The organism is Candidatus Desulforudis audaxviator MP104C (genome assembly GCF_000018425.1).
GTDB lineage: Bacteria > Bacillota > Desulfotomaculia > Desulfotomaculales > Desulforudaceae > Desulforudis > Desulforudis audaxviator.
The window spans coordinates 1,967,086-1,990,786 of sequence record NC_010424.1; the positions used below are offsets into that span (position 1 = coordinate 1,967,086).

A 23,701-nucleotide genomic window follows, 5' to 3' on the forward strand; every position below is an offset into this window, starting at 1 on the left:
TTCGTATTCCGACTCCTGTATCTCATACTCTATTATTCCGACTACTGTAAGAAGGGTGGAATTAAAAAAGCGCTCCCATACGGAACGCGCCGTCCCCTCCTACTCCCGTATTCTCTCCCGCATTCTCCGGTTCTTCGGTTACCCTTATTCCGGATTCTGAATTCTATATTCTTGGTTCCCCTATTTTTATTTTGATTCTGAATTCTCAATCAAAAAGCCCTCACCCCGGCCAAGATGAGAGGCTTCAAGTCTTTTTTGTAATGGTGGAGCTGGCGGGGATTGAACCCGCGGCCTCTACCATGCCAAGGTAGCGCGCTCCCACTGCGCCACAGCCCCATCACAAAAATCAGTATAAGACAAAGCAATACAAAAGTCAATCGCACTAGAGGGTAACCGGCAAACGGACCACCGGCGCGTCTCCCCAGAGGCGTTCCAAATTATAAAAGTCCCGTTCGCTCTGCGTGAAAACGTGCACCACGACATCCCTGTAGTCCAGCAGGATCCAGAGACCCTCCCGGTATCCTTCCAACCGGGGCGCCTTTGCGCCCAGCTCGCCAAGTTTCTCCCGGATGTGATCGGCGATGGCCTTGACATGGGTGGTGGAACGGCCACTGACCAGCACGAAGTAGTCGCTTAATACCGTGAGACCACTGATATCAAGAACCAGTATGTCGTCGCCTCTTTTTTCCCCCGCCGCCCGCACCGCCGCTTCAACCAGGGTCCGGGGACTCAACGACATGCCATTCCTCCTCGGCACTTGGTCTGCAATGCCGCAGCGGGTTCTACGCCCTAGAAGCGTCTTTCATTATTGTCGTCTCTGGCACGGGCTTCGTTCACCGTGATGATTCGACCGCCGAACTCGGTTCCGTTCAGGGCGTTGATCATCGTCTCGGCATCTTCGTCCTTAACCTCCACAAAGCCGAAGCCACGGGAGCGGCCCGTCTGCCGGTCGGTGATGATGCGACTGGAAACCACTTCGCCGTAAGCTCCGAAAGCCTCATCCAAATCTTCGGCCTTCGTGCCCCAGGGCAGATTACCTACGTACAGGGTTCGCACCAATACTCTCACCTCACTTTGTTCCATATTATTTGCAAAAGGATGTCTCCTGATGCAATCCTTGTCGATAAAGACCGGTGCTCAAAACGTACTCTTCCACCCCCTCCGGAAGCAAGTATTTGATCGGTCTGCCCTCGCTCACCCGCCGCCGGATATCAGAAGAGGAAATCGCCAGCGCCGGCACCTCGACCGGCACGATCCGCTCCACCAGGGAGGCGGGCAACAGCTTGAGTTTCACGGTCAGGTTTTCAAGGTTGTACCCTGGCCGCGTGGCGGCGATGAAACGGCACATCGCCAACAATTCCCGGATCCGGTGCCACGACAGGAGTTCCAGAACTGCGTCGGCACCGGTGATGAAATAAACGACCTCCGGGCGGTACAGGCTTTGCAATTCCCGGATGGTGTCGTACGTATACGAAAGACCCGGCCGCTTTATTTCAAGATCCGATACTTCGAAATAGGGGTTTGAAGCTATGGCTAGGGCCGTAATGGTCAGGCGATGTTCGGGACCGGACATCGGGCGGTCCGCTTTGTGCGGGGGCCGCCCGGCAGGAACAAAGATCACTTTGTCCAACCGGTATTCGTAACGGACACCCTCGGCCACCACCAGGTGACCGTAATGAACGGGATCAAAAGTCCCGCCCATTACTCCCAGCTTCATACTCGATACCTCGACCCGTATTGGGTTGGGACAATTATAATGGTTAATCCCGGAAAATGCAAGCGATTTCGATGTTTAGGCATCTAGAGGTTACTAAAGCACCTCCAGGGCGGTGTTGTGAATCCGCCTCAAAGCACCCCGCAACCGGTCCACCTCGCCCTGCAGCCTTTGGACCTCGGTCTCCAGTACCAGAATCAGGGCATCCTTCTCCGCGTCCCGGAATGGATCCCGGGCCGGCAGCTGCAAGGCCTTGCCCACACCCCGGGCCACCGCGTGGGCGTACCGGGCAATGAAAACCCGGTCGCGGAGGCGTTGCGCGTCCACAGGGTGGTCGATAAACAAGGTCTCCAGCAAAACCGCGGGCATACTTGTCGCGCGTAATACGTAGAAGCCGGCCGTCTTCATCCCCCGGTCAGTGACACTGTGGATGCGGAGAAAACTCATCGCCTCCGTGTGGATTGCCCGCCGTATGCCGCGGGTTTTCTCCGGCGCCTGGGGGTGAATGAAACTCTCGAAACCGGTTCCTCCCCCGGCGTTCACGTGTACCGACACAAAAAGATCGGCGCAGGCGGCGTTCGCCCGGCGAACCCGGTCGTAGAGAGACACCGTGGTGTCCACGGTACGGGTCAGGACCGTGTCCACCAGGTAGTTGCACCGCAAGGCGGTGTTCAGTTCAAGAGTGATCTGCAGGTTCAGGTGTTTTTCCAGGAGATCCCCGGAAACGGCATCCGGCTCCTCGCCCCCGTGCCCGGATCGATAAATACCAGCATTATGGAATCCCCCCTGGCGACAGTATATGGAACATCTATCCATAACGTCACTCAGGGGGTCCAACTACCGGGTCTGGCCGTCACCAAAGATGATGTACTTGGTGGAGGTCAGGTCTTTCAAACCCATCGGTCCCCGGGCGTGGAGCTTCTGGGTGGAGATGCCAAGTTCGGCGCCGAAGCCGAATACGCCGCCATCGGTGAACCGGGTCGAAGCGTTCACGTACACCGCGGCCGCGTCCACCTCCCTCAGGAAACGGCGCGCCCGGGTGTAGTTCTCGGTCACGATCGCCTCCGAGTGCTTAGTGCCCCACCGGAAGATGTGGTCCACGGCCTCCTCGAGCCCGTCCACCACCCGCACGGCCAGAATCAGGTCCAGGTACTCGGTGTCCCAGTCCTCGTCGGTCGCCGGGACCACCCAGGGTGCCAGCTCCCGCGTCCGGGGGCAGCCCCGGATCTCCACGCCCCGCTCCTTCAACTGCTCCAGGATTCCCGGCAGAAACGCGGCCGCGACCGGCGCGTCCACCAGCAGGGTCTCGGCGGCATTGCACACGCCGGGGCGTTGGCACTTGGCGTTGATCACGATCCGGGCCGCCATCTCCAGGTCGGCCTCCCGGTCGACGAAAACATGGCAGTTGCCCATTCCGGTCTCGATCACCGGCACGGTGGCGTTGGCGATCACGGCCTGCTTCAGGGCCTTGCCGCCCCGGGGAATGACCACGTCCAGGTAGTCGTTCAGTTTCAGCATGGTGTTCACCGCCGCCCGGTCGGTTAGCTCGATGAATTCGATCGCCCCTTCGGGAATGCCGGCGGCGGCCGCCGCCGCGGCGATGATCCGGGCGATGGTGGTGTTGGAGTGGATCGCCTCGGTCCCGCCCCGGAGCAGGACGGCGTTGCCCGCCTTCAGGCAGAGCCCGGCGGCGTCGACGGTGACGTTGGGGCGGGCCTCGTAGATCATGCCGATCACCCCGAGCGGCACCCGCATCTTTCCGACCTGCAGACCGTTGGGGCGGGTGACCATGTCAAACACCTCACCCACCGGGTCGGGCAGGTTGATGATCACGTCTAGCCCGCCGGCCATGTCCCGGATGCGGGCCTCGTTCAAGAGCAACCGGTCCAGCAGGGCCTTGGAAAGACCCCGTGCTTCACCGGCTGCAATGTCTTTCGCGTTCGCCTCCAGAATGACCGGCGCCTCGTCGATCAGGGCTTGGGCCATTGCGGCCAGCGCCTCGTTTTTCACGCTGGTGGACAGGTAGGCCAGCTTCCGGGAAGCATCCCGGGCCCGAACCGCCTTGTCGACCACCGCCTGGGTAATGGAATCGCTCATTGGTCTTCCTCCCTCGCTCTTGTTTCCTCCAAGCCGGCGCGCAGTTTCCGGTAGGAGTCGTCCAGCGCCTCGGAGATCACTTTGACGTCCCCGAGCACCGGCATGAAGTTCGTGTCCCCGTTCCACCGCGGCACGATGTGGATATGGAAGTGCCCCGGGATGCCGGCGCCGGCCACGCGGCCCACATTGATCCCGATGTTGAACCCGTCCGGCTGGAAGGCCCGGCGCAGTACCTCCACCATCCAGCGCGTCACTTCGAACAGTTCGAGCATCTCTTCTGCGGCCAGTTCCTCAATGTCCCCAACGTGCCGTTTGGGAGCGACGAGCAAATGGCCGTTGTTGTAGGGGAAAAGGTTCAGAATGACGAAGCAGTTCTCGGTCCGGGTGAGAAGATAATTCGGAGCGTCCCGTTTCGGATCGTCATGCAGTTTCTGGCAGAAGATGCACTCCGGGTTCGGATCTTTCGCCGCCCCGGTAACGTACCGGCTCCGCCACGGCGCCCACAGTTTATCCAATAAGCCACACCTCCGTCTTAGAGCTTGAGTACCATGTTATTCCGGTGCACGATCTCGTCAAAGTGCCGGTAACCGAGGATCTCGGGTACGGCGGCGGTCTTGCAGCCTTTGATGCGCTCGATTTCCGCGGCCGAGTAGTTGGTCAGCCCGCGGGCGATCTCCGTCCCGGCCGGATCGACGATGCTGACCATCTGGCCCATTCCGAACCGGCCCTCCACCGCCACAACCCCCGAGGGCAAGAGACTTTTGCCCTTTTCGCGCAGGGCCTGGGCCGCGCCGGCGTCCACCGTGATCTTCCCGGCAACCGAAGCGCCGTAAGCGATCCACTGCTTGCGCATCTCCATGCGGCGTGGCACCGCCTGGAAGACGGTGCCGACTTCCTCCCCGTCCAGGACGCGGCGCATCACGTTCTCCACCGAAGACCGGGCAATAACGGTGACCACTCCGGAATGGGTGGCAATTCGGGCCGCCTGCAACTTGGTGACCATCCCACCGGTGCCGTGCCGACTGCCGGCGGTTCCCGCCAGCTTCTCGACGTCCGGGGTGATCTCGTCCACCCAGTGAATCAGGCGGGCTTCCGGATCGTTGCGGGGATCGGCGGTATACAGGCCATCGGTGTCGGTGAGCATCAGCAAGAGGTCGGCGTCCATCAGCCCGGCCACCAGGGCGGCCAGGTGGTCGTTGTCGCCGAGCTTGATCTCGTCCACCGCCACCGTGTCGTTTTCGTTGATGATCGGCACCACCCCGAACTGCAGCAGGCTCGTGAGAGTGTTCCGGGCGTTTAAAAACCGCCGGCGGACCGAAAAGTCCTCCCTGGTGAGCAGGACCTGGCCGGCGGTGATGCCGTACTCGGCCAGGAACTTCTCGTACATGTGCAGCAATACTCCCTGTCCCACGGCGGCACAAGCCTGTTTTTCGGGAATGGTGCGGGGCGGCCGCCGGAGTCCGAGTTTCCCGGACCCGGCCCCGATAGCGCCCGAGGTGACCAGGATCACTTCCCGGCCCTGGTTGTGCAGGTCGGCCAGCTGCCGCACCAGAATCTCCATGGCGGCGAGGTTCAGCTTGCCGGTCTCGTAAGTCAGCGAACTGGTGCCGACCTTGACCACCAGCCGCTTGAATTCTTTGAAGTCCGCCCTCTCCACGCTCTTTTTGCTCACTTCTCTCTTTACTTAGGATTATTCTAAAAGAATAGCATATTCCGACGTTAACCGGTAGGGTTCTCGCTGTACTCGAATTCAAACCGGCCGATGCGGACGTTGTCGCCCGGCCTGATTCCTTCCGCCCGCAGGGCGTCCTCCACTCCAATTCGGACGAGCAGTTCCTGCAGGTGCTGCACGGCCTCCGGGTTATCCAGGTCGGTCATCGCCACCCGGCGCTCAATCCCTTCTCCTTCCACCACGTAGGTGTTCCCCTCCCTGGCGACCAGGAACAGAGTCACATCCGTCTCCCGCTCGTCCGGAACAATGGGGGCAGGCGCCGGTTCCACCGGGATGGTCTCCAGCAAACGGTAAGTCCGGTAGATCAGCCGGTCCAGGCCCTCACCGGTGAGCGCCGAGATCTCGAACACCTCGTAACGCCCGCCGGCGGCCTCCGCCAGGCGCCGGGCGTTATCACGCGCCCCGGGCAGGTCGGTTTTGTTGGCCGCCACCAGCTGCGGACGGGCGGCCAGGCGGGGGTCGTAGGCGGCCAGTTCCCGGTTGATGGCCTCAAAATCGGCCACCGGGTCCCGGCCCTCGCGGCCGGAAACATCAACCACGTGGATCAGGACCCGGGTGCGTTCCACGTGCCGCAAAAACCGGTGACCCAGGCCGGCACCCCGGTGGGCGCCCTCGATCAGCCCGGGGATGTCGGCCAGTACAAAGCTCTCGCCCTCGCCCACGCGCACCACGCCCAGGTGCGGTTCCAGGGTGGTGAAGGGGTAGTCCGCGATCTTGGGCCGGGCCGCGGACACCTTCGAAATGATGGTCGACTTGCCGGCGTTCGGGAACCCGACCAGCCCGACGTCGGCCAAAAGTTTAAGTTCCAGTTCCAGCCAGAGTTCCTCGCCGGGCTCACCCTTCTCGGCAAAACTGGGTGCCCGGCGGTTGGCGGCGGCAAAGCGGGCGTTTCCCCGGCCGCCCCGGCCGCCGCGGGCCACCCGGTACTCCTGCCCGTCGACCGTGAGGTCGGCCATCAGGGTTGCGTCTCCGGCCCGGCGAACCTCCGTGCCCACCGGCACCCGCAAGACTAGGTCCTCGCCCTTACGCCCGTGCATGTTCTTGCCCTGGCCGTGGGTCCCCCGGCCGGCCTTGTAGTGGGTGCGGTACCGGAAATCGACCAGCGTGCGCAGGCCGCCGTCGGCCCGGAGGATAACGTGCCCGCCCCGGCCGCCGTCCCCTCCCGAAGGGCCGCCGTAGGGGACGTACTTTTCACGCCGGAAGGCGACACAGCCGTTTCCGCCGTCCCCAGCCTTGACATGTATTTTGGCGTAGTCCTTGAACAACCGGTTATCCCTCCCCCCGGGGAAATTCAAGCCTGATCTGAAGACCAAAGCCGGTTTCGACCACGCCGGCCCGCGCGCCCAGTGGTTCGAGCAGTCCGTTGACCGGCACCAGGTTTCTTTCCAGTTCCGCAACGGATATGCCCCCGGCAAGGGGCAGATCAAGGTCACAGATGAGGTACTCCTCGGTTTTTGCCACTTGCAGCGCCACCGGCCCGGTACTCCCTTCGAGGAAACCCATCAAGGCCCCAAGTTCCCCGAAAGCCTGCCGCAAGGGCGCCTCGTTCCCTGGCGCCGCCGGCCATTCTGCGGATGCCACGGCCTGCACTTCGACCAACACGGGAACCCCGTACCTGGTCACCTGCTGCTGGAAGGCAAGCAGGGCGGCTGCCAGTTCCGGGGGGTCGATGACCGCGATTTTGGTGATTTCCCTGAGCTGACCCGATATCTGTCCGATGTATTCACGGATGCGCTCGGTTCTATTCAACTGCGCCAGCCCCGAAATGACCTGCAGGTGGTTTTGAAAGTCGTGGCTGTAGTTCCGGATGAACCGCAGCAACTCTTCCGACACAGCTCATCATTCCCTTCTAAGACTTTTCTCCTGCACATCCGGTGCAGTCGGGCAAGTATGACCGGGCCGGCTCATAGTGTTTAAGAAGAGTTTCCTGGATAGACCAGAATTCAGAATCCAGAATTCAGAATGAGAAACAAGAACCAGAACCAAAACTGCGGCAAGCCTTACCGGTACCTCAGACCAAGTATTCTCTTCGCAGATGTTTGCAATCTTAAGCCCTAAGAACGGCGGGTGATCAGGACTGGCGGGGCTGTTCGTGTTCCTGGCCGGGCTTTTCATACTCCTTGCGGGGCTACGTTTGATGCAGGGCGGTCTGGAACACCTGGCCCGGGGAAAAATGCGGCGGGCCTTGCTGCGCCTGGCCGGAACCCCTTTCACCGCCGCCCTGACCGGTCTTATCATCACCGCGCTGGTCCAGAGCAGTACGGCGGTTTCGGTGCTGACCATCGGTTTTGTGCATGCCCGCGTCCTGACCCTGCCCCAGGCCATCGGCATCATCCTGGGCGCCAACGTGGGCACCTGCCTCACCGTCCAGCTGATGTCCCTGGACATCGGATGCGCGGCTCTGCCGGCGGCCGTCGCCGGCAGCATTCTCTGGCTGGCCGGCCGCGGAACCAGGGTGTCGTCCGCGGGCCGAGCCCTGACCGGCTTCGGCCTCATCTTCCTGGGGCTGGAAGCCCTTCCCTTGGCCTTCGACCCGTGGGCTCACGAGCCGTGGTTTGTGGACCTCTTGTCCGGGCTGCGCGGCCATTACCTGGGTGCAGCGGCAGCCGGAGCCGTGGTTACGGGAATCCTGCACTCCTCCGCCACCAGTACCGGCCTGATCATCGCCCTGGCCCGGGAGGAACTGCTCGGCCTCCCCACCGCCGTAGCGTTCATCCTGGGCAACAATGTCGGCACCTGTTTCACGGCCATCCTGGCCAGCCTGGGCAGTTCCCCGGCCGGCAAAAAGGTCGCTCTGGCACACCTGCTGATAAACCTGGCCGGAGCGGCGGCCGTCCTGCCGTTCACGGTCCAGTTCGCCGGGCTGATCACGGCCACCAGCCCCGAGCTGCCGGGCCAGGTAGCGATGGCCCACACCATCTTCAACGCCGCCTCGTCACTGGCTTTTCTCCCGTTCGTCCACCCCTTCGCCGCTTTCCTGGACCGGCTGGTACCCTGCCAAAGCTAGCGGCGGCGGTAGAACCGGGCGCGGCTCCGCCGGATGCTAAACCGCAAGCCCCCCACCAGCAGGAACAAGCCCCCAAGCACCAGCCCCCCGCGATACCACCAGGTGGTATGGAAAAGGCGGGGGACGTCGGCGGCAACCAGGACCGGCACCTGTCCGATTTCTTCGCCCCCGCAGTGCACCACGAGGCTTCCCACTTGTTCGCCACCGCGCAGCGGCGCCACCAACTCCCGGTTCAGGCGCAGTTCCCAGCGCACCGGTGCGGGCTCGTCCACCGGCACCACGTGGGTCAGGCCGGAACCGGCGCGCAAGACGGCCTCGCCGTCCCCGAACACCACCGGCACCGAGCAGATTGCGTCCCCCTCGGTCACGGGGACCAAAGCCCGGAAGCGGTTAAACCCATAGTTCAAAAGGGCGATCGAATCGGTCCAGATATTGTTGCCTTCGCTTTTCAGCACCACGGCCAGCACCGTCCGCCCGTTGCGCTCCGCGGCCGCCACCAGGCATTGCCCGGCCTGAGAGGTGTACCCGGTCTTGAGCCCGATGGCCCCCTCGTAACGCCAGAGGAGCTTATTAGTGTTCACCAGAAGACTCAACGCGTCCGGGTCGGCGCGGGAAAGCTGATATGTTTTCGTGCCGGCCATCTCCCGGATCAGGGGCTCGTTGAGGGCGGCGCGGGCGATCAAGGCCAGATCCCGGGCGGTCGTGTAGTGCCGTTCGTCGTGCAGGCCGTGCGGATTGACAAAGTGAGTGTTCCAGGCCCCCAGCCGGCGGGCTTCCGCATTCATCGCGGCTGAGAACTCCTCGACCGAACCGCACAGGTGTTCGGCCACCGCCGTGGCGGCGTCGTTGGCCGAGCCGAGCAAGGCGGACCAGAGCAACTCCTCCAGGCTGAACTCTTCACCCGGGGCGGACCAGATCGCCGACCCGCCGGCGTAAACCGCATTTTCGCTCATCGTGACCCGGTCGTCCATACGATCATAACCATTCCGCACGGCGACTAAGGCGGTGAGGATCTTAGTGGTGCTTGCCGGGTACATCACCCGGTCCGCGTTCTTTTCGTACAGGAACCGGCCGGTGTCCAGGTCCATCAATACCGCCGCTTCGCCCGTGATCTCGGGTTCCCCGGCCTGCGCGCCACCGGCCGCCGGCAGAAAGCAAAGTGGAATTAGGATTAAGAAATAAAAGATCCTGCTGTTCATTCTTCTCCCAGACAGTTTGTTTTTTCCATTATATCGGAGTTGTCCCGCCTTGTGAACAGATATGCGCAGGCAAGAAGTCACGATGAGTGCGCGCCGCAAGTCAGGGAAACGATAAGGGCAAATTCTTGGACACACCTCCGGATTCTGAAGAAAAAAGGCTGCTGAACGGGAGTAGGTGCTGATGCTTATCCGGTATGCCGGCTGGTTGGGCCTGGCGGTCGCGGCGGGGCTGGTGCTGGTCACGCTGCTCAAGGGTTCTTTTCGTCTTTTCGGTTTCCTGATGGACGTACTTTTGATCTTGATTGTGACTGGCGGACTTTCCTACGTCTGGGTTTTACGGAAACGCCCCGGGCGCGGCCCGGCCGCGGAAAACGAAGGAGACCTCTTGAACGCGGCCCAAGAGGAACTGGAGCGAAGAGAGATTTCTAACGAGGAATTCGCGCGTCTCAAGCGAAACTTAAAGGACTAGAGCCCAAACCGGACTGGAGGCGTAAGTGTGACCGAAGAACTCCGCGGCGTTGCCGTACCCGGCGAAGGAGGGGCCGCCGCCACCCGGAGGCTCGATCTCCGGGTGGAAGGTATCTCCTGCGCCTCGTGCGTCCGGCGCGTCGAACAGGTGCTGGCGGGCGTCCCGGGCGTGCTGGAGGCCACCGTCAACTTCGCCACGGGGAAGGCCACCGTCACCTACGAGCCCGACCGGGTCAAGGTTCCGGAGTTGGTGGCGGCCGTGTCCGCCGCCGGGTACCGGGCCGCGCCGGCCGAAAGCACGCGGGTGATTCTGCCTGTGCGGGGCATGACTTGCGCCTCGTGCGTGCGGCGGCTAGAGGAAGCCCTTTCCCGCACCGGCGGCGTGCACCACGCCGCGGTCAACCTGGCCACGGAGAAAGCGACGGTGGACTACGATCCCGGGGTCGTCTCGGTGCGTGCGCTGGAGCAGGCCGTACGGGACGCCGGCTACCAGGTGGAGGCCCTCGCGGCGCAGGCGGGCGAGGACCGGGAGCGCGCCGCCCGGGAACGGAGCATGCGCCGGCTGACCTGGGACTTTGCCGTCGGAGCCTTTTTCACCACCGTGGTGTTGATCGGCAGCCTGCCGCACATGTACCCCCCCTGGGCCGGGTTCGCGCCGCACATCCTCACCACGCCGCTGGTACTCCTGTTTTTGACGGCGCCCGTGCAGTTCGGTTCCGGCTGGCGCTTCTACGCCGGCGCCTACGCGGCGCTGCGCCACGGCGCGGCGGACATGAACGTGCTGGTGGCCCTAGGCACGACCACAGCCTGGACGTACAGTGCGGCCATGACACTTTTCCCGGACTTTCTGACCGGGCTGGGCTTTCCTTACCAGTTGTACTACGACGTCGCCACCGTGATCACCACCCTGATCGTGCTCGGCCGCCTGCTGGAGGCGCGGGCCCGGGGCAAGACCTCGGAGGCGATCCGCAAACTGATGGGGCTGCAGGCCAAAACGGCCCGGGTGATCCGGGACGGTCGGGAGGTGGACATTGCAGTCGCCGATGTGGAGGTGGGCGACCTGATCCTGGTGCGCCCCGGTGAGCGGGTGCCGGTGGACGGTGTGATTGTGTCCGGGCGGTCCACCCTGGACGAGTCGATGCTGACCGGGGAAAGCCTTCCCGTCGAGAGGAGCGCCGGGGACAAGGTGGTCGGGGCGACCATCAACAAGACCGGCACCTTCACTTTTGAAGCGACCCGGGTGGGCCGAGATACGGTGCTCGCCCAGATCATCCGGCTGGTGGAGGAAGCCCAGGGGTCGAAAGCGCCCATCCAGCGCTTGGTCGACGTGGTCGCCGCCTATTTTGTCCCGGCGGTGGTGGGCACGGCCGTTTTGAGTTTCGTGCTCTGGTTCCTTTTCGGGCCCCCGCCGACCTTCATTTTCGCGCTGACCACCTTTATCGCCGTGCTGATCATCGCCTGCCCGTGCGCCCTGGGTTTGGCCACCCCGACCGCGATCCAGGTCGGCACCGGCGTGGGCGCCGAAAACGGGATCCTGTTCAAGGGCACCGAAAGCCTGGAGACCGCCCACCGCGTGCAGGCGGTTGTGTTTGACAAGACGGGCACCCTGACCGAGGGCAAGCCCGCTTTAACCGACGTGGTCCTGCGGGAGGGGTTCGGGGAAGAGGAATTCTTGCGGTGGGTGGCTTCGGTCGAGTCCAGGTCGGAGCACCCGCTGGGAGAGGCGGTCGTGGCAGGCGCCAGGGAACGGGGATTGGTTTTGGTCGAACCGGAGGAGTTCGAGGCCGTCCCGGGCCGCGGCGTGCAGGCTCGGGTGGACGGCCGCGCGTTGCTGGTCGGGAACCGGCTTTTTATGGACGAGCGGCAGGTCGCCGTCGGAGACCTGGAAGAAGATGTCCAGCGCCTGTCGAACGAGGGAAAAACGCCCGTATTCGTGGCCGTGGACGGCCTGGCCGCCGGAGTCCTGGCGGTGGCCGATACCCTAAAGGAGCATTCGGCCGAAGCGGTCCGGGAGTTGAGAAGGCTCGGTCTCGAGGTGATTATGATGACGGGGGACAACCGCCGGACGGCGGAAGCCGTCGCCAGGAAAGCGGGCATCCAGCGGGTGCTGGCGGAGGTGCTGCCGGAACACAAGGCGCGGGAGGTCAAGCGGCTTCAGGAAGAGGGGAAGATCGTGGCCATGGTCGGAGACGGTCTGAACGATGCGCCGGCCCTGGCCCAGGCGAACGTGGGGATCGCCATCGGTACCGGCACCGACGTGGCTATGGAAGCGTCCGACGTGACGCTGATCACCGGGGACTTGCGCGGCGTGGTCAAAGCCATTCAGCTGTCGAAGGCCACCATCGGAATGATCAAGCAAAACCTTTTCTGGGCCTTCGCCTACAACATTGTGCTCATCCCGGTAGCGGCAGGGGTGTTCTATCCCTTCTACGGCATCCTGCTGAACCCCATGCTCGCGGCCGCGGCCATGGCCTTCAGCTCAATCTCCGTCGTCTTGAACTCCCTCCGCCTGCGCTGGTTCAAACCCGCCCCTGCCTAAAAAAGGGGCCAGGCCCCTTTTTCGGCGCCGGTGGTGTGTTTAACGGCGGACCGGTTTCTCGCCCAGTTTCACTTCCAGCTCGCGGACGCTGCCGTCCCGGAATATCTTCACCTTTAGGGTTTCGCCCGCCTTATGGGTCCTGATCGCCCGGATCACTTTTTCCGGGTTGTTCACCGGAGCCCCGTTTAACTCCAGGATCACGTCACCCGGCCGGAAACCGGCTCTGGCCGCCGGGCTGTCGGCCACAATCCCGATTACCAGCGCCCCGGTAGTGCCCCGAAGTTTCAGGTACCGGGCCAGTTCCGGAGAAACAGTGTCCAACTGCACACCCAGCCAAGCGTGACTGATGCCGCCGGTTCTGATCAACTCATCCAGGACGGGACGGATGGTGCTGGTCGGGATGGCGAAGCCGATCCCCTGGGCCTGGGCGTTGACAGCCGTGTTGATCGCCACGACCTCGCCCCGGAGATTCAACAGCGGGCCGCCGCTGTTCCCTGGGTTGATGGAGGCGTCAGTCTGCAGGAGATTGTCGTAGTACCGGTCCTCGATGGTCACCGGGCGGCCCTTGGCGCTGATCACCCCGACGGTGACCGTATGGTCCAGGCCGTAGGGGTTGCCGATAGCGATCACCCACTCACCAACCCGGACATTGTCCGAATCACCAAGTTTCAGGTGGGGCAGCTTGCGCGGGGCGTTCACCCGGAGCACCGCCAGGTCGAGGTCGTAGTCCGAACCCACCACCTTTGCGGCCAGCGGTGTTTCGAACCCGGTCAGGGTCACCCAGATCTCCTCGGCACCGCGGATTACGTGTTCATTAGTCAGGATGTAACCGTCCTCGGAAAACAGAAACCCGGACCCCATACCCCGGCGGCTGGGGCTCGACTGCGGGGGTGAAATGTCGGGAAGGCCGAAAAAGTCACGGAAGAAGGGATCGTCAAAGAACGGGCTCCATTCCCTGCCGGAGGTTGGTACCACTGTGTCGATTTTCACTACCGCCGGCCCGGCCCGGCCAACGATTTCGACGATCGTACCCGGGTTTACGCCGGGCAATTCGGGAGCGGCCACCGCCGTGCGGTTGTTGGTGTTGACGAGGGGCTCCTGTGGCCAAAAATCCCTGGTCGCCATATTGCCGGCGGCGAACATTATCCCGGCTACCAGAGCCAAAAGGGTGGTGAACACTAACTTCCGTCTCCAACTCATGAGACCTAACCCCCCGAACGAAATAGTTATGCTTTCATTATCATCATTTGAGCTCACAAGGTCAAGGTGGCCGTCTTTCCGGGCGGCGGGTATGGCGGGGTCTTGGGGATTGCGCTTGTCCGTATTCTTGTTCCACACCCGGTTCCCTATGCTGCGGAGTCAGGGGAAAAAGGTATCTGACACCTTTTCCAGGGTCAAGGAAAGAAAAAAGGGGGACTGTCCCCCTTTTTCAGTTTTGGTTATGTTTCGGTGCCTTACTTCTTGACCCCGTACTTCTTCAGTTTGCCATAAGGCGAAACGATATTGTACTGGAAGGCCAAGTCCTTCGGCTTCAGGTCGAAAGCCACGCCCATCAACTGGGTCAGGAACAGGACCGGCATGTTGTATTTCTTCTTGTTAAGCTTGCCGATCTTTTCCTGGAACACGTCGGTGTTCATGGCACACATCGGACAGGTGGTGACGATAACGTCCGCCCCGGCGGCCGCCGCCGAATCCAGCACTTTGCCGGTCAGGTCGTAGATCAGTTCCGGGTTGGTGAACTGCTGCGAACCGCCACAGCACCGGGCGGCCAAGGGGAAGTCCACCGCCTCCGCGCCCACGGCCTCCACGATCCGGCCCATAACCTGCGGATACTCCACGTCGTCAAAGTCCGGGCGCCGGAGAGCACGCACCGTCTGGCAGCCGGAGTAGCAGGCCACTTTCAAGCCCTCCAGCGGCTTAATGGTCCGTTCCTTGATTCTTTCCGCGCCGATCTCGTTGGCGAGTACGTCCACCACGTGCTTGACTTTCAGCTTGCCGCTGTAGGAAAGGTTCGCGGCCCCCAAAGCCTCGTTGAGCTTCGCGGCGAAATCCGGATTAGTCCTCATCAACTCGTTCGGCCACGCCAGGTTCAGGTAGCAGGAACTGCAGGCGACAATGATGTCGTGCCCCTTCTTCTCAGCCAGGGCCAGGTTGCGGCACGCGAGCGCCATCTGGGCGAAGTCGCCGATGGCATTGGCCACCAGGGTCGCGCCACAGCAGTTCCAGTCCGGAATCTCGCCCGCCAGTTCCAGGCCCAGAGCGTGCGCTACCGCCTCGAACGAAATGTGGTTGGACTTACCGGTCGCCTCCGATGCGCAACCCGGATAGTAAATGTACGCCATCTAGTGTCCCTCCTTCGCCAGTTTGGAGGCCTTCTTGTAGATCTTCTTCAGATCCCCTTTGCCCTTGACGGCCTTACCGGGCAAGGGAGGCAAACGCTTTTTCATCACCATCGGTATGGCCACATCGGTCATCTTCATCGCTTCGCGTATAGCCTTGGGCCCGGCCTTCATGTAGAACATCCCGGTCAGGAAGGCCTCCCACAGGCGGCCACGGCTGATCATGTTGTCGAAGAAGGTCTTGCTAAAGAGCGCTCCCGGCGTAACCTTCACGCCCTTGGTGTCGGCCAGGTACTTCTTCATCCCGTGCATGAAGTCGATGATCGGAATGCCGCGCGGGCACCTCACCGTACACAGGTTGCATGACGTGCACAGCCACGGCGTGTTCGCCTTCAAAACCTTTTCCTTGTCGCCGGCCTGGATCGCCTTGAAGTACTTCCGCGGCTGCAGATCCATCAAGTGCCGGGCCGGACAGGTTACCACACACAAACCACACTGCATGCACTGGCTGATGTACTCCCCGTTTTCGATCCTGGAGAGTTCTCTCGCAAAGGTGGGGTCGTACCTGAATGCCCCCTTATCGGCGGTCATATTGCTCTACCCCCTCCAGACTGGTCCAGATTTTATACCGTAGAATCAAAACCAAACCTTTCAGGCCTGAAAGCGCAGCGCTTGACTGTTCCGCCGGGGAATTCAAATCAGCGGGTCATCCCGGTACGGCACCCCACCCCACACCGGCCCACACCAAAACTTTTTTGGAAGCAGCGGTGAAACCGGGATGGGGAACGCGACGCGCTTGCCCTCTTACCAAAGATCCAAAAATCCTCATTCCGCCGCCCCCGCGGTTTTGCGGGGGTGGAGCGCCGGGCCGCAGGCGGTGTCGGTGACCCGGGCGCCCCCGCTTCGGAACTAGAAGCCCTTCATCGGGTTCGGACCGAGTTGGTCGATTTTCTCCATGAAGTCCCCGATGAGCTGCGGAATCCGGAAGTAATCCATAATGCTGATCTGGTGCATGCGGCAGCGTTCGGACTCGAGGCCCAACCGGTCCAAGGTCTCCGAAACTTTGGACAGGCGGATCTCGGCCAGCTCACTGCCCTTGATAAAGTGGCACTGGTAGTCTTCGCCATGTTTGCACCCCAGAAGCATCACGCCGTCAAAGCCCCCCGACATGGCGTCGGAGATCCAGACCAGGTTCAGCGAGCCAAGACACCGGAGCGGAATCACACGTACCCAGGCGGCGAACTTCAGGCGGCTGATGCCCGCCATGTCGAGCGCCGGGATGGCGTCGTTCTCGCAGGCAAAGATAAGGATTCTCGGTTTTTCCTCGTCTTCCTCTGGAACCTCGATCGCCTTGCCCATTCCACCGATCATGGGTACCGAGTAGTCCTTGAAGGAGATGATCCGCTCGGGGCAAGCACCCATACAGGTGCCGCACCGCCGGCAGCGGGTCCGCTCAGGCAGCGGGTTGGCCTTCTCGTCCTCGTTGATCGCCCCGAACGGACACTCCTCAGTACACCGCTTGCACTGGGTGCAGCGCTGCATGAAGAATTCCGGATAGGACGTATCCCCGGCTCTCGGGTGCACCGCCTCACCACGGATTACGGCCTCGACGCACTGGATGGCCTTCAAGGCCGCGCCGGTGCCGTCTTCGATGGCGGTCGGGATCTGCATGGTCGCCCGGACGGTGCCGGCGGCGTAGATCCCGGTCCGGCGGGTCTCGTACGGGAAGCAGATGAAGTGCGAGTCCGGAAAACCGTACTTCAAGGCCGGCATTTCCGGTCCCTGGCGGTACGCCAGGTTCAGGAGGCCCGACTTGATGATCTGGTCCGGCTTGACCGCTTCCTCTTCCTTGGCCGCCGCCGCTTCCTGCTCGGCTTCCACGGCGATCTCCTCGCCGAAGGCGGCGTTGCTCTGCATACCGTTGGCCAGAACCACAAGGTCGAGGTCCCCAATCCTGACGTCCTCACCCAGGATCAGGTCTTTGCCGGTCACCGCTAGCTTGCCGCCGTCCTCGCTTACTTCCACGCCTGGGATTTCGGTCTTGATGAACACCGCTCCCGTCTGCTGGACGGCTTTGTAGAAGTACTCATACTTGCCCGTTGCCCGGATGTCCTTGTAGAAAATGTAGGCCTGGGCTTCCGGGTTGAATTCTTTGAGGTAGACGGCCTGCTTCAGGGTTTCCACACAGCAGGCGGCCGAACAGTACGGCAGGTGGTTCGCGTCGCGGGATCCGGCACACTGGATGAAGGCCACGCGCTTCACGTTCTTCAATTCGCCGCTGTTGGCCAGAGCCTCCACGTCGGACTGGGTGACCACGTTGGGCTTACCGAAGCCCAAGTAGTCGAGCTTCTTCGGGTCATAAGGCCGGGATCCGGCCGCCAGCACGACAGCACCGATTCTCTCGTCCACCACGGTGCCGCCTTGTTTGATCTTGGCATCGAACACGCCCGGCCCCCCGGAGATCTGCTCCATGGTGGCCTCTTTGTACACCTTGATCTTCGGATGGTCCTCCACCGCCTTGGCCAGCGCGGGAATGGGGTTTTCCTCAAGGTCGGTGTACGGTTCTTTCGTGGGCGGCAGTTTGTACGCCTGGCCGGCCCAACCGCCAAGTTTGGCGCTCTTCTCCACCAGCACGACTTCGTAACCGGCGTTGGCTGCCTCCCACGCCGCCGTCAGGCCGGCGAGACCGCTGCCCACCACCAGGATGGTCCTGGACGGGTTTTCCGCCATAAAGGGCTCTGGGAGTTCGGTGGCCTTGGCCCGGGACAGGCCCATCCGCATGTAGTCTTCGGCCATCATGTTGGTGTCCTCGTCACCGGGTTCTTGCACCCAGGCGACCCGCTCCCGCAAGGGCACCCGCTCCACGATCACCGCGGGACCGAAGTTGAATACATCGTAGCAGACTCGGTCTGAACAGGCCGCGATGATGAGGGTGTTGAATCCCGCCTCGATGTCTTGCTTGATCAGGGCGACACCCTCGGGGCTGCACAGGAAGGGGTGCTCCTTCACGTCCTGGATCTTAAACTCCTTGTTCGCCACCTTGGTCAGGGCCGCCAGATCCAGGGCCTCCCCAATACCGCAACCCGAGCAGAAGTATACGGCTTGTTTCTTAGTCATACTACTTGCCACCCCCCACCGTAGCCTGAATGGCTTTGAGCGCGGCCGCTGTGGCGTCGCGCACGGACGCCGAAACCTCCATCGGCTTCCGGGCGCACCCGGCGCCGCCGATGCCCGTCTCGGCTATGTCGGAAACCACGAAACCGCCCGCGTCGGCCGCGGCCAGTTCCGAGGGGACCGGAGCTTCCAAAGTGGACGGCGCCATGCCGGTCGCCAGCACCACCAGGTTCACTTTCTGGGTGACGGTCTTGCCCGCCTCCTGATCCTCGGTCTCGAGGGTCAGGTCTCCGGTGGCCGGGTCCGCGGTGATCTCACCGACCTTGCCCTTGATGAAGACCACGTTTTCGTCCTTGGCCACCTTGGTGTAAAAGTCCTCGTACTTGCCCAGCGCCCGGATGTCGATGTAGAAAACGTAGATTTTGGCGTCGGGGTTCTTTTCCCGGATGTAGGTGATCTGCTTCAAGGTAGCCAGACAGCAGATCTGCGAGCAGTAGGCCTGGTGATTCTCGTCCCGCGAGCCGGCACATTGCACAAAGGCGATGGTCTCCGGCTGCTTCCCGTCGGACGGGCGGACGATCCGGCCCTCGGTCGGGCCGTTGGGTACCGCCAACCGCTCCAGCATGACGTTGGTGATGACGTTCTTCAAGCGCCCGAAACCGTAGTAGCTGATCTTGGCGGCATCGTACGGCTTCCAACCGGTGGCGTACACCACCGCCCCTACCTTCAGGTTCACCGTCTCCGGGGCCATGGTGAGATCGATCACGTTGTACTTGCACGCCTCGACGCACTTGGCACAGCCATCAGGACAGGCTTGACGGTCGATCAAGTACTTCAAGGGGAAGGCGAACGGGTGGGGCAGGTAGATCGCTTTGGTGGTGTCCAGGCCGTAGTTGAAATCATTCGGCCGCTCCGCCGGGCAGACCGCCACGCAGTCGCCACACGCGGTGCACTCCGGCTTGATGTAACGCGGGCTCAGCTTGACGGTGACGTCAAAGTCTCCCTTTCGGCCGGAGATCTTCTCGACCTCGGCACAGGTGAAAAACTTGATCCTGGGATTTTTGCGCAAGCGCCGGAAGTTGATTTCCAACCCGCAGTTCGGCGGGCATAGTTTGGGGAAGTACTGGTGCAGTTGAGCGACCCGGCCGCCCAGGTAGGGGTTCTTCTCCACGAGATAGACCTCGTAGCCCACCTCCGCCGCTTCCAGGGCCGTGGTCAGCCCACTTATCCCTCCCCCGACAACCAGGATGCTTTTGTTTGCCATATTGTTATCACCCTACGTAAATATTGGGAACTAAACACATAGTGGGGAGGCTGGAGGCCTCCCGTCTACGGCTGCTGGTGTATCCGCTGCCCATCTCCACGGTCGTTGCGCTTCGCATTCTGTCTCAGGCAGACCGCAGACTCTTTCGTCTGTGAAGAAAAAAGGGAAGTCGCGGGCGAAATCCAGGATTTCGCCCGCGTTTCCCCTCTGGAAGCTACAGTCTGATGATGTCTCTCTTGAAGACTTCCCACTCGCCCGTGTTCGGGTCCCACTTGCAGTTCACGAAGACTTCCCAGTTGTCGTCCATGTTCGGGAAGTCGGCGCGGAAGTAGTAGCCCGGCCAACGGGTCTCTTCGCGGAACAGGATGGTGCGGATGTGGGACTCAGCCACCCAGGTACGGTGGATGTTCTCCCAGCAGCGCATCAGCTCGTTCAGGTCGCGCGCCGCGAGCTTCTCGGAGTCTTCCTTCAACATCTGCAGGTACTCCATGCCCTTCTCCAGCAGCATCTTGCTGGTGGTGAAGTTAGAGCCCCAGCCGCCGGCATACTCATCCATCAGCTTCTGGATGCGGTGCTTGTACTGCTTCGGCAGGATGTAGTTCGGGTTGACTTCCGGAGCGGTGGTGAAGTCCTTGAACTCCTGGAACCGGTCAAGCGGGGCCAGGATCTTGGCCTTGAGGGCCTCGACAACCGCCGGGTCCACGTTCGGCAGGTCGGGGTTCTTGTCAACCAGGTACTTGCAGGCGGCCTTGCCGGCGATGCGGCCTTCCGCGTGCGAACCGGAGGAGAACTTGTGGCTGGACGCGCCGGAGGCGTCACCGGCGGCGAACAGGCCATCGACCGTGGTCAGGTTGGGGTAGCCCCAGAAGTATTCCGGCGGCGCTACGTCGTCCGGACCGCTGACCCAGGCGCCGGAGGCCCCGGAGTGCGAACCGATGAAGTACGGCTCAGCGGCGGCGATTTCGGACTCTTTCTCCTCGGGGTTGATGTTGCAGGCCGCCCACAGGAGGGCCTGAGAGATGGTCATGTCGAGGAAGTCTTCCCAAGCTTCATCATGGAGGTGCTTCATCTTCTTCTTGAAGGCCTTCTCGTCGCCCTCGTACTTGGCGGCGAGGCGCTTGATGGCGTCGGCCGTCTGCATGTAGATCGGGCCCTTGCCGGCCGAGACGTCGATCATACCAAGGTAGTTACGCAGGTTGGCCGGGATCGGCTTGACCTTGCCGTACTTGCCCCACTTTTCGAGTTCGGCGGCGTTGGTCACCATATAGTTTTCGCCGAAGGCGTTGGTCGCGACGGACTTGAAGAGCAGGAACCACGCGCCGACCGGGCCGTAAGCGTCCTTGAAGCGGACCGGAATGAACCGGACTTCCTGGCAGGTCATCTCGGCGCCGGCCTTGATGGTGAAGTAGGCGCTGGAGCCGGTGGAGAACGGCGGGTACCAGGACCGGCCGAGACCCTCACCGGAGGACCGCGGACGGAACACGCCCACGCAGCCGCCCATCGCGCACAGGACGGCCTTCGCGCGGAACACGTAGAACTTCTCCTCGCGGACACTGAAGCCGACCGCACCGGCGATCCGGTTGTTTTCCACAATCGGTTCCACGATGAACACGCGCTCGTAGATGTTATCCTTGCCGAGGGCGTTCTTGGCGGCTTCCGCCACGATGATCTTGTAGGACTCACCGTTGATCATAACCTGCCAGCGGCCGCCCCGCTGATACGGACCGATCCGGAAGGGGTCGTCTTCGCCTTTCGGCCAGATCGGCAGACCCCACTTCTCGAACAGGTGCACGGTGGAGTCGACGTGCCGGGCGATGTTGTAAACGAGGTCGTCGCGGGCGATACCCATCAGGTCATTCCGCACGTACTCCACGTAGTCCATCACGGTGTTCTCATTGTCGCGCAGGCCGACATACAGGTTGATGGCCGAGAGGCCCTGAGCAACGGCACCGCTCCGGTCCATGGCGGCTTTGTCAACCAGGGTCACTTTCAGCCCGTGCTTTTTCGCCCAGTGCGCCGCTTCCACCGCCGCACCGCAGGCCGCCATGCCGCCACCGACGATCAAGAGATCAGTGGTGACTTCTACAGTTTCAAAATTCGGCATTCTATGTAACCTCCTCCAAATTACGAATTTATTCCGTTAATCCGGTGCTTACTTAGGGCTTGGGTACAGCCACGCCCAGCGAAGCCGGCTCGGTGTACAGGTGGACCACATCGTTGATATCGTCCACGCCCGCACCGTATCCGCCATCGGGTACCGCGGTGCCCTCGTCGGTGGTCCGGATGGGGAACTTGAAGCGCTTGACTGTGCCGTTCCGGAACTTAACGGTCCACATGATGTCCTGCGAACCCCTGAGCGGCACGCAAGCCGCGCCCATCGGGACAAAGTCGGCGTAACCCCGCATGTCCATCGCCTGCTGCGGGCAGATCTTGACACAGCAGAGACACTCCCAGCACTCGTCCGGAGCCCGGTTGTAGGCCTTCATTCTTTCCTTGTCCAGGACCATCAAGTCGTTGGGGCAAATGTACATGCACGCGGTTTTGTCCTGCCCCTTGCAGCCGTCGCACTTTTCGGTCATTACAAATGTCGGCATTAACTCTAACCTCCCAAATTAGGATTGTGGCTGGAACCATTCGAACCATAAATGAACTTTTGGGCCGTTTCGTTCTCCGGAGCACCACTCCCTTCTCTGCCCAAGACACGGACTGCCTACTAACGGTTCCCCCACACCCGCTCAAAAGGAGCCCGGAACAGGCGCGAGTGAAACTATTCGGGGGTTTTCACCCGCATTGAAAGACACGCCGTACCGCACAGCTGACCACAGATTCCGAAAGATCTATATTCTACGTGACGACAGATCTATATTCTACGTGACAATCGGTTTTCCTGCCTGAAAAAATTAATTTAAGATTTTGGAATGGTTTTTACGATGTTTGGTAATAAACACTCACTGATTAACTCGATAGCGAAGCATTGTGAAATTCGGCACATAGGGTGCCAACAACCAAAGCGCCTCCCACGTACCAGACTGGAATTGTGTTTAATATAACATGCCCCACCGGTGCTGGCAAGTCCCGTTTGCACAAAAAAAATACCGCTTTTGGCTTTTTCCGTCCGGATACCCGCTCTGTGTTCCAAATTGGGAAATTCGTAAGAGCATTGCTTACTTATGCTTGAAATGGGTACAAATATTGTCGATAATTGGAGACACGCCCCGGGTGCAGCGGTCGGCAAAAGGTTGACCGTACAATCACAGGTTTGTTGTTCCGGGGATACCGTGATATAATTCTGGAAACCAGTCAACCAAGCCACCGGCAAGAATTACCGTATTCCCGCACAGGAGGTTATTGAAAGTGTCGCAGGAAGTCCTCGACAAGGCCCAGGAGTTGGGCCAGGTACTCACGAGATGCGCCGAATACCTGGACGTGAAGGCTAAGCAGAAAGTGATGTTCAACGACAACACCGCGTTGGAAATGCTGAAGGTCTATCACGGCATGCAGGAAATGGCCCAAAGAAAACAGTCCCAAAACATAAGCCTGTCCCCACAGGAGATCCGGGCCATGGAGCAGATGGAGCTGAAGATGGCCGAACACCCGAGCATCAGGGCGTTTCATGAATCCCAGGGCCGATACCAGGAACTCATCAACAAGGTACTCGAAATGATCATCAGGGTACAAAAAGAGGACCAGGAACTGGACATCCTCAAGGAGCAGGTTCCGGACTTCGCGTCCATTCCCAAGAACGGCCGGGCAGAGGATGACGAGGACGAATAGGCCCCGCCAATCAGAGCGGCGCCCCGCCGAAACGGCGGGGCGCCTTTAGTATCTCTTTCTTCTACATTTCCTCTTCCTCTTCGTCTCCGGCCAGCGTCCGCATAATGAAGCGTTCCACATGACCGTGGCAGTCGATCAGGGTCCAGGTCACACTGTGCGGGCCGACGACCGGGACGAGTTTCCCGGGGACAAAGGCCAGCTGATACTGAATCCTGGTCTGGATGGCCTGCCGCGGACAGGACTTGGTACAGGTCATGCAGTCCCAGCAATCACCCACATCACGGCAAACCGCCTTGCCGGTGTGTTCTTGAATCACCATCAGGTTGCCCGGGCAGACCAACTCGCATAGCGGTTCCTGCTCGCCCTGACACCCGTCGCATTTGTCGGGAATAACGTACGGCGGCACTGGTTTTTACCCCCTCTCGGTATTCAAAGCTGCCGGCTGGGAGACCGC

General features: G+C 61.4%; 22 protein-coding genes and 1 tRNA gene. 4 read left to right on the top strand and 19 right to left on the bottom strand.

The genetic code is table 11. The annotated features are described in order from the left end of the window. Nucleotides 1-261 precede the first annotated feature (261 nt). The 10 genes from DAUD_RS09440 to DAUD_RS11700 all read right to left on the bottom strand — a co-directional run bounded on the left by DAUD_RS09440 (nucleotide 262) and on the right by DAUD_RS11700 (nucleotide 7,376). Nucleotides 262-336 (bottom strand) — tRNA-Ala (locus DAUD_RS09440). A 46-nt stretch (nucleotides 337-382) separates the two neighbouring features. After that, nucleotides 383-739: a ribosome silencing factor gene (gene rsfS / locus DAUD_RS09445; protein ID WP_012302935.1), complete on the bottom strand. Its 357-nt coding sequence runs from the start codon at nucleotides 737-739 to the stop codon at nucleotides 383-385. 50 nt (nucleotides 740-789) lie between these two features. Beyond that, nucleotides 790-1,068, bottom strand: coding sequence for an RNA recognition motif domain-containing protein (locus DAUD_RS09450; RefSeq protein WP_456298430.1), 279 nt, complete (start codon nucleotides 1,066-1,068; stop codon nucleotides 790-792). 16 nt (nucleotides 1,069-1,084) lie between these two features. Then, entirely contained in the window at nucleotides 1,085-1,717 is a 633-nt protein-coding gene (gene nadD, locus DAUD_RS09455) for a nicotinate-nucleotide adenylyltransferase (protein WP_012302937.1), read from the bottom strand. A gap of 93 nt (nucleotides 1,718-1,810) precedes the next feature. Then, nucleotides 1,811-2,530, bottom strand: a complete 720-nt coding sequence (locus tag DAUD_RS09460; RefSeq protein WP_012302938.1) for an N-acetylmuramoyl-L-alanine amidase — start codon at nucleotides 2,528-2,530, stop codon at nucleotides 1,811-1,813. A 21-nt stretch (nucleotides 2,531-2,551) separates the two neighbouring features. Further along, a complete protein-coding gene (locus DAUD_RS09465) occupies nucleotides 2,552-3,811 on the bottom strand; it encodes a glutamate-5-semialdehyde dehydrogenase (RefSeq protein ID WP_012302939.1) in 1,260 nt (419 codons plus the stop codon). After that, entirely contained in the window at nucleotides 3,808-4,326 is a 519-nt protein-coding gene (locus DAUD_RS09470; RefSeq protein ID WP_012302940.1) for an HIT family protein, read from the bottom strand. Before DAUD_RS09470 ends, DAUD_RS09465 begins: the two co-directional genes overlap by 4 nt. Before the next feature lie 17 nt (nucleotides 4,327-4,343). Then, on the bottom strand, nucleotides 4,344-5,468 hold the full coding sequence (proB, locus tag DAUD_RS09475; protein ID WP_012302941.1) for a glutamate 5-kinase: 1,125 nt from the start codon (nucleotides 5,466-5,468) through the stop codon (nucleotides 4,344-4,346). A 62-nt stretch (nucleotides 5,469-5,530) separates the two neighbouring features. Then, nucleotides 5,531-6,808, bottom strand: a complete 1,278-nt coding sequence (obgE, locus tag DAUD_RS09480) for a GTPase ObgE (RefSeq protein ID WP_012302942.1) — start codon at nucleotides 6,806-6,808, stop codon at nucleotides 5,531-5,533. Between the two features lie 4 nt (nucleotides 6,809-6,812). After that, nucleotides 6,813-7,376 carry a Spo0B domain-containing protein gene (locus tag DAUD_RS11700; protein WP_012302943.1) on the bottom strand — a complete coding sequence of 188 codons (564 nt, stop codon included), beginning with the start codon at nucleotides 7,374-7,376 and terminating at the stop codon, nucleotides 6,813-6,815. A gap of 259 nt (nucleotides 7,377-7,635) precedes the next feature. On the opposite strand from DAUD_RS11700, the gene DAUD_RS09490 reads away from it, so the two are divergent. Next, the gene (locus DAUD_RS09490; protein WP_049752614.1) at nucleotides 7,636-8,550 is read left to right on the top strand and encodes a Na/Pi cotransporter family protein; all 915 of its coding nucleotides are present in this window, start codon (nucleotides 7,636-7,638) and stop codon (nucleotides 8,548-8,550) included. Here the strand turns inward: DAUD_RS09490 and DAUD_RS09495 are convergent. Then, nucleotides 8,547-9,749 carry a D-alanyl-D-alanine carboxypeptidase family protein gene (locus DAUD_RS09495; RefSeq protein WP_012302946.1) on the bottom strand — a complete coding sequence of 401 codons (1,203 nt, stop codon included), beginning with the start codon at nucleotides 9,747-9,749 and terminating at the stop codon, nucleotides 8,547-8,549. The genes DAUD_RS09490 and DAUD_RS09495 overlap by 4 nt on opposite strands. Before the next feature lie 181 nt (nucleotides 9,750-9,930). On the opposite strand from DAUD_RS09495, the gene DAUD_RS09500 reads away from it, so the two are divergent. Continuing rightward, nucleotides 9,931-10,218, top strand: coding sequence for an SHOCT domain-containing protein (locus DAUD_RS09500; protein WP_012302947.1), 288 nt, complete (start codon nucleotides 9,931-9,933; stop codon nucleotides 10,216-10,218). Between the two features lie 27 nt (nucleotides 10,219-10,245). Beyond that, a complete protein-coding gene (locus DAUD_RS09505) occupies nucleotides 10,246-12,756 on the top strand; it encodes a heavy metal translocating P-type ATPase (RefSeq protein WP_012302948.1) in 2,511 nt (836 codons plus the stop codon). Between the two features lie 39 nt (nucleotides 12,757-12,795). Here the strand turns inward: DAUD_RS09505 and DAUD_RS09510 are convergent, their stop codons facing one another. The 7 genes from DAUD_RS09510 to aprB all read right to left on the bottom strand — a co-directional run bounded on the left by DAUD_RS09510 (nucleotide 12,796) and on the right by aprB (nucleotide 22,067). Beyond that, nucleotides 12,796-13,956 (bottom strand): S1C family serine protease, encoded by a 1,161-nt coding sequence (locus DAUD_RS09510; protein WP_012302949.1) that lies wholly within the window; start codon nucleotides 13,954-13,956, stop codon nucleotides 12,796-12,798. Nucleotides 13,957-14,210: 254 nt separating this feature from the next. Then, the gene (locus DAUD_RS09515) at nucleotides 14,211-15,098 is read right to left on the bottom strand and encodes a CoB--CoM heterodisulfide reductase iron-sulfur subunit B family protein (RefSeq protein ID WP_012302950.1); all 888 of its coding nucleotides are present in this window, start codon (nucleotides 15,096-15,098) and stop codon (nucleotides 14,211-14,213) included. Next, entirely contained in the window at nucleotides 15,099-15,686 is a 588-nt protein-coding gene (locus DAUD_RS09520; protein ID WP_012302951.1) for a 4Fe-4S dicluster domain-containing protein, read from the bottom strand. 318 nt (nucleotides 15,687-16,004) lie between these two features. Continuing rightward, nucleotides 16,005-18,212 (bottom strand): FAD-dependent oxidoreductase, encoded by a 2,208-nt coding sequence (locus DAUD_RS09525; RefSeq protein ID WP_012302952.1) that lies wholly within the window; start codon nucleotides 18,210-18,212, stop codon nucleotides 16,005-16,007. Between the two features lies 1 nt (nucleotide 18,213). After that, complete coding sequence (locus DAUD_RS09530; RefSeq protein WP_012302953.1) at nucleotides 18,214-19,473, bottom strand: CoB--CoM heterodisulfide reductase iron-sulfur subunit A family protein; 1,260 nt, start codon at nucleotides 19,471-19,473, stop codon at nucleotides 18,214-18,216. Nucleotides 19,474-19,687: 214 nt separating this feature from the next. Next, nucleotides 19,688-21,577 (bottom strand): adenylyl-sulfate reductase subunit alpha, encoded by a 1,890-nt coding sequence (aprA, locus tag DAUD_RS09535; protein WP_012302954.1) that lies wholly within the window; start codon nucleotides 21,575-21,577, stop codon nucleotides 19,688-19,690. 52 nt (nucleotides 21,578-21,629) lie between these two features. After that, the gene (gene aprB, locus DAUD_RS09540; RefSeq protein WP_012302955.1) at nucleotides 21,630-22,067 is read right to left on the bottom strand and encodes an adenylyl-sulfate reductase subunit beta; all 438 of its coding nucleotides are present in this window, start codon (nucleotides 22,065-22,067) and stop codon (nucleotides 21,630-21,632) included. Between the two features lie 760 nt (nucleotides 22,068-22,827). Here aprB and DAUD_RS09545 point away from each other — a divergent pair. Continuing rightward, nucleotides 22,828-23,247 carry a YlbF/YmcA family competence regulator gene (locus DAUD_RS09545; RefSeq protein ID WP_012302956.1) on the top strand — a complete coding sequence of 140 codons (420 nt, stop codon included), beginning with the start codon at nucleotides 22,828-22,830 and terminating at the stop codon, nucleotides 23,245-23,247. A gap of 61 nt (nucleotides 23,248-23,308) precedes the next feature. On the opposite strand, the gene DAUD_RS09550 is transcribed toward DAUD_RS09545, so the two are convergent. Continuing rightward, nucleotides 23,309-23,653, bottom strand: a complete 345-nt coding sequence (locus tag DAUD_RS09550) for a 4Fe-4S dicluster domain-containing protein (RefSeq protein WP_012302957.1) — start codon at nucleotides 23,651-23,653, stop codon at nucleotides 23,309-23,311. Nucleotides 23,654-23,701: the final 48 nt, after the last annotated feature.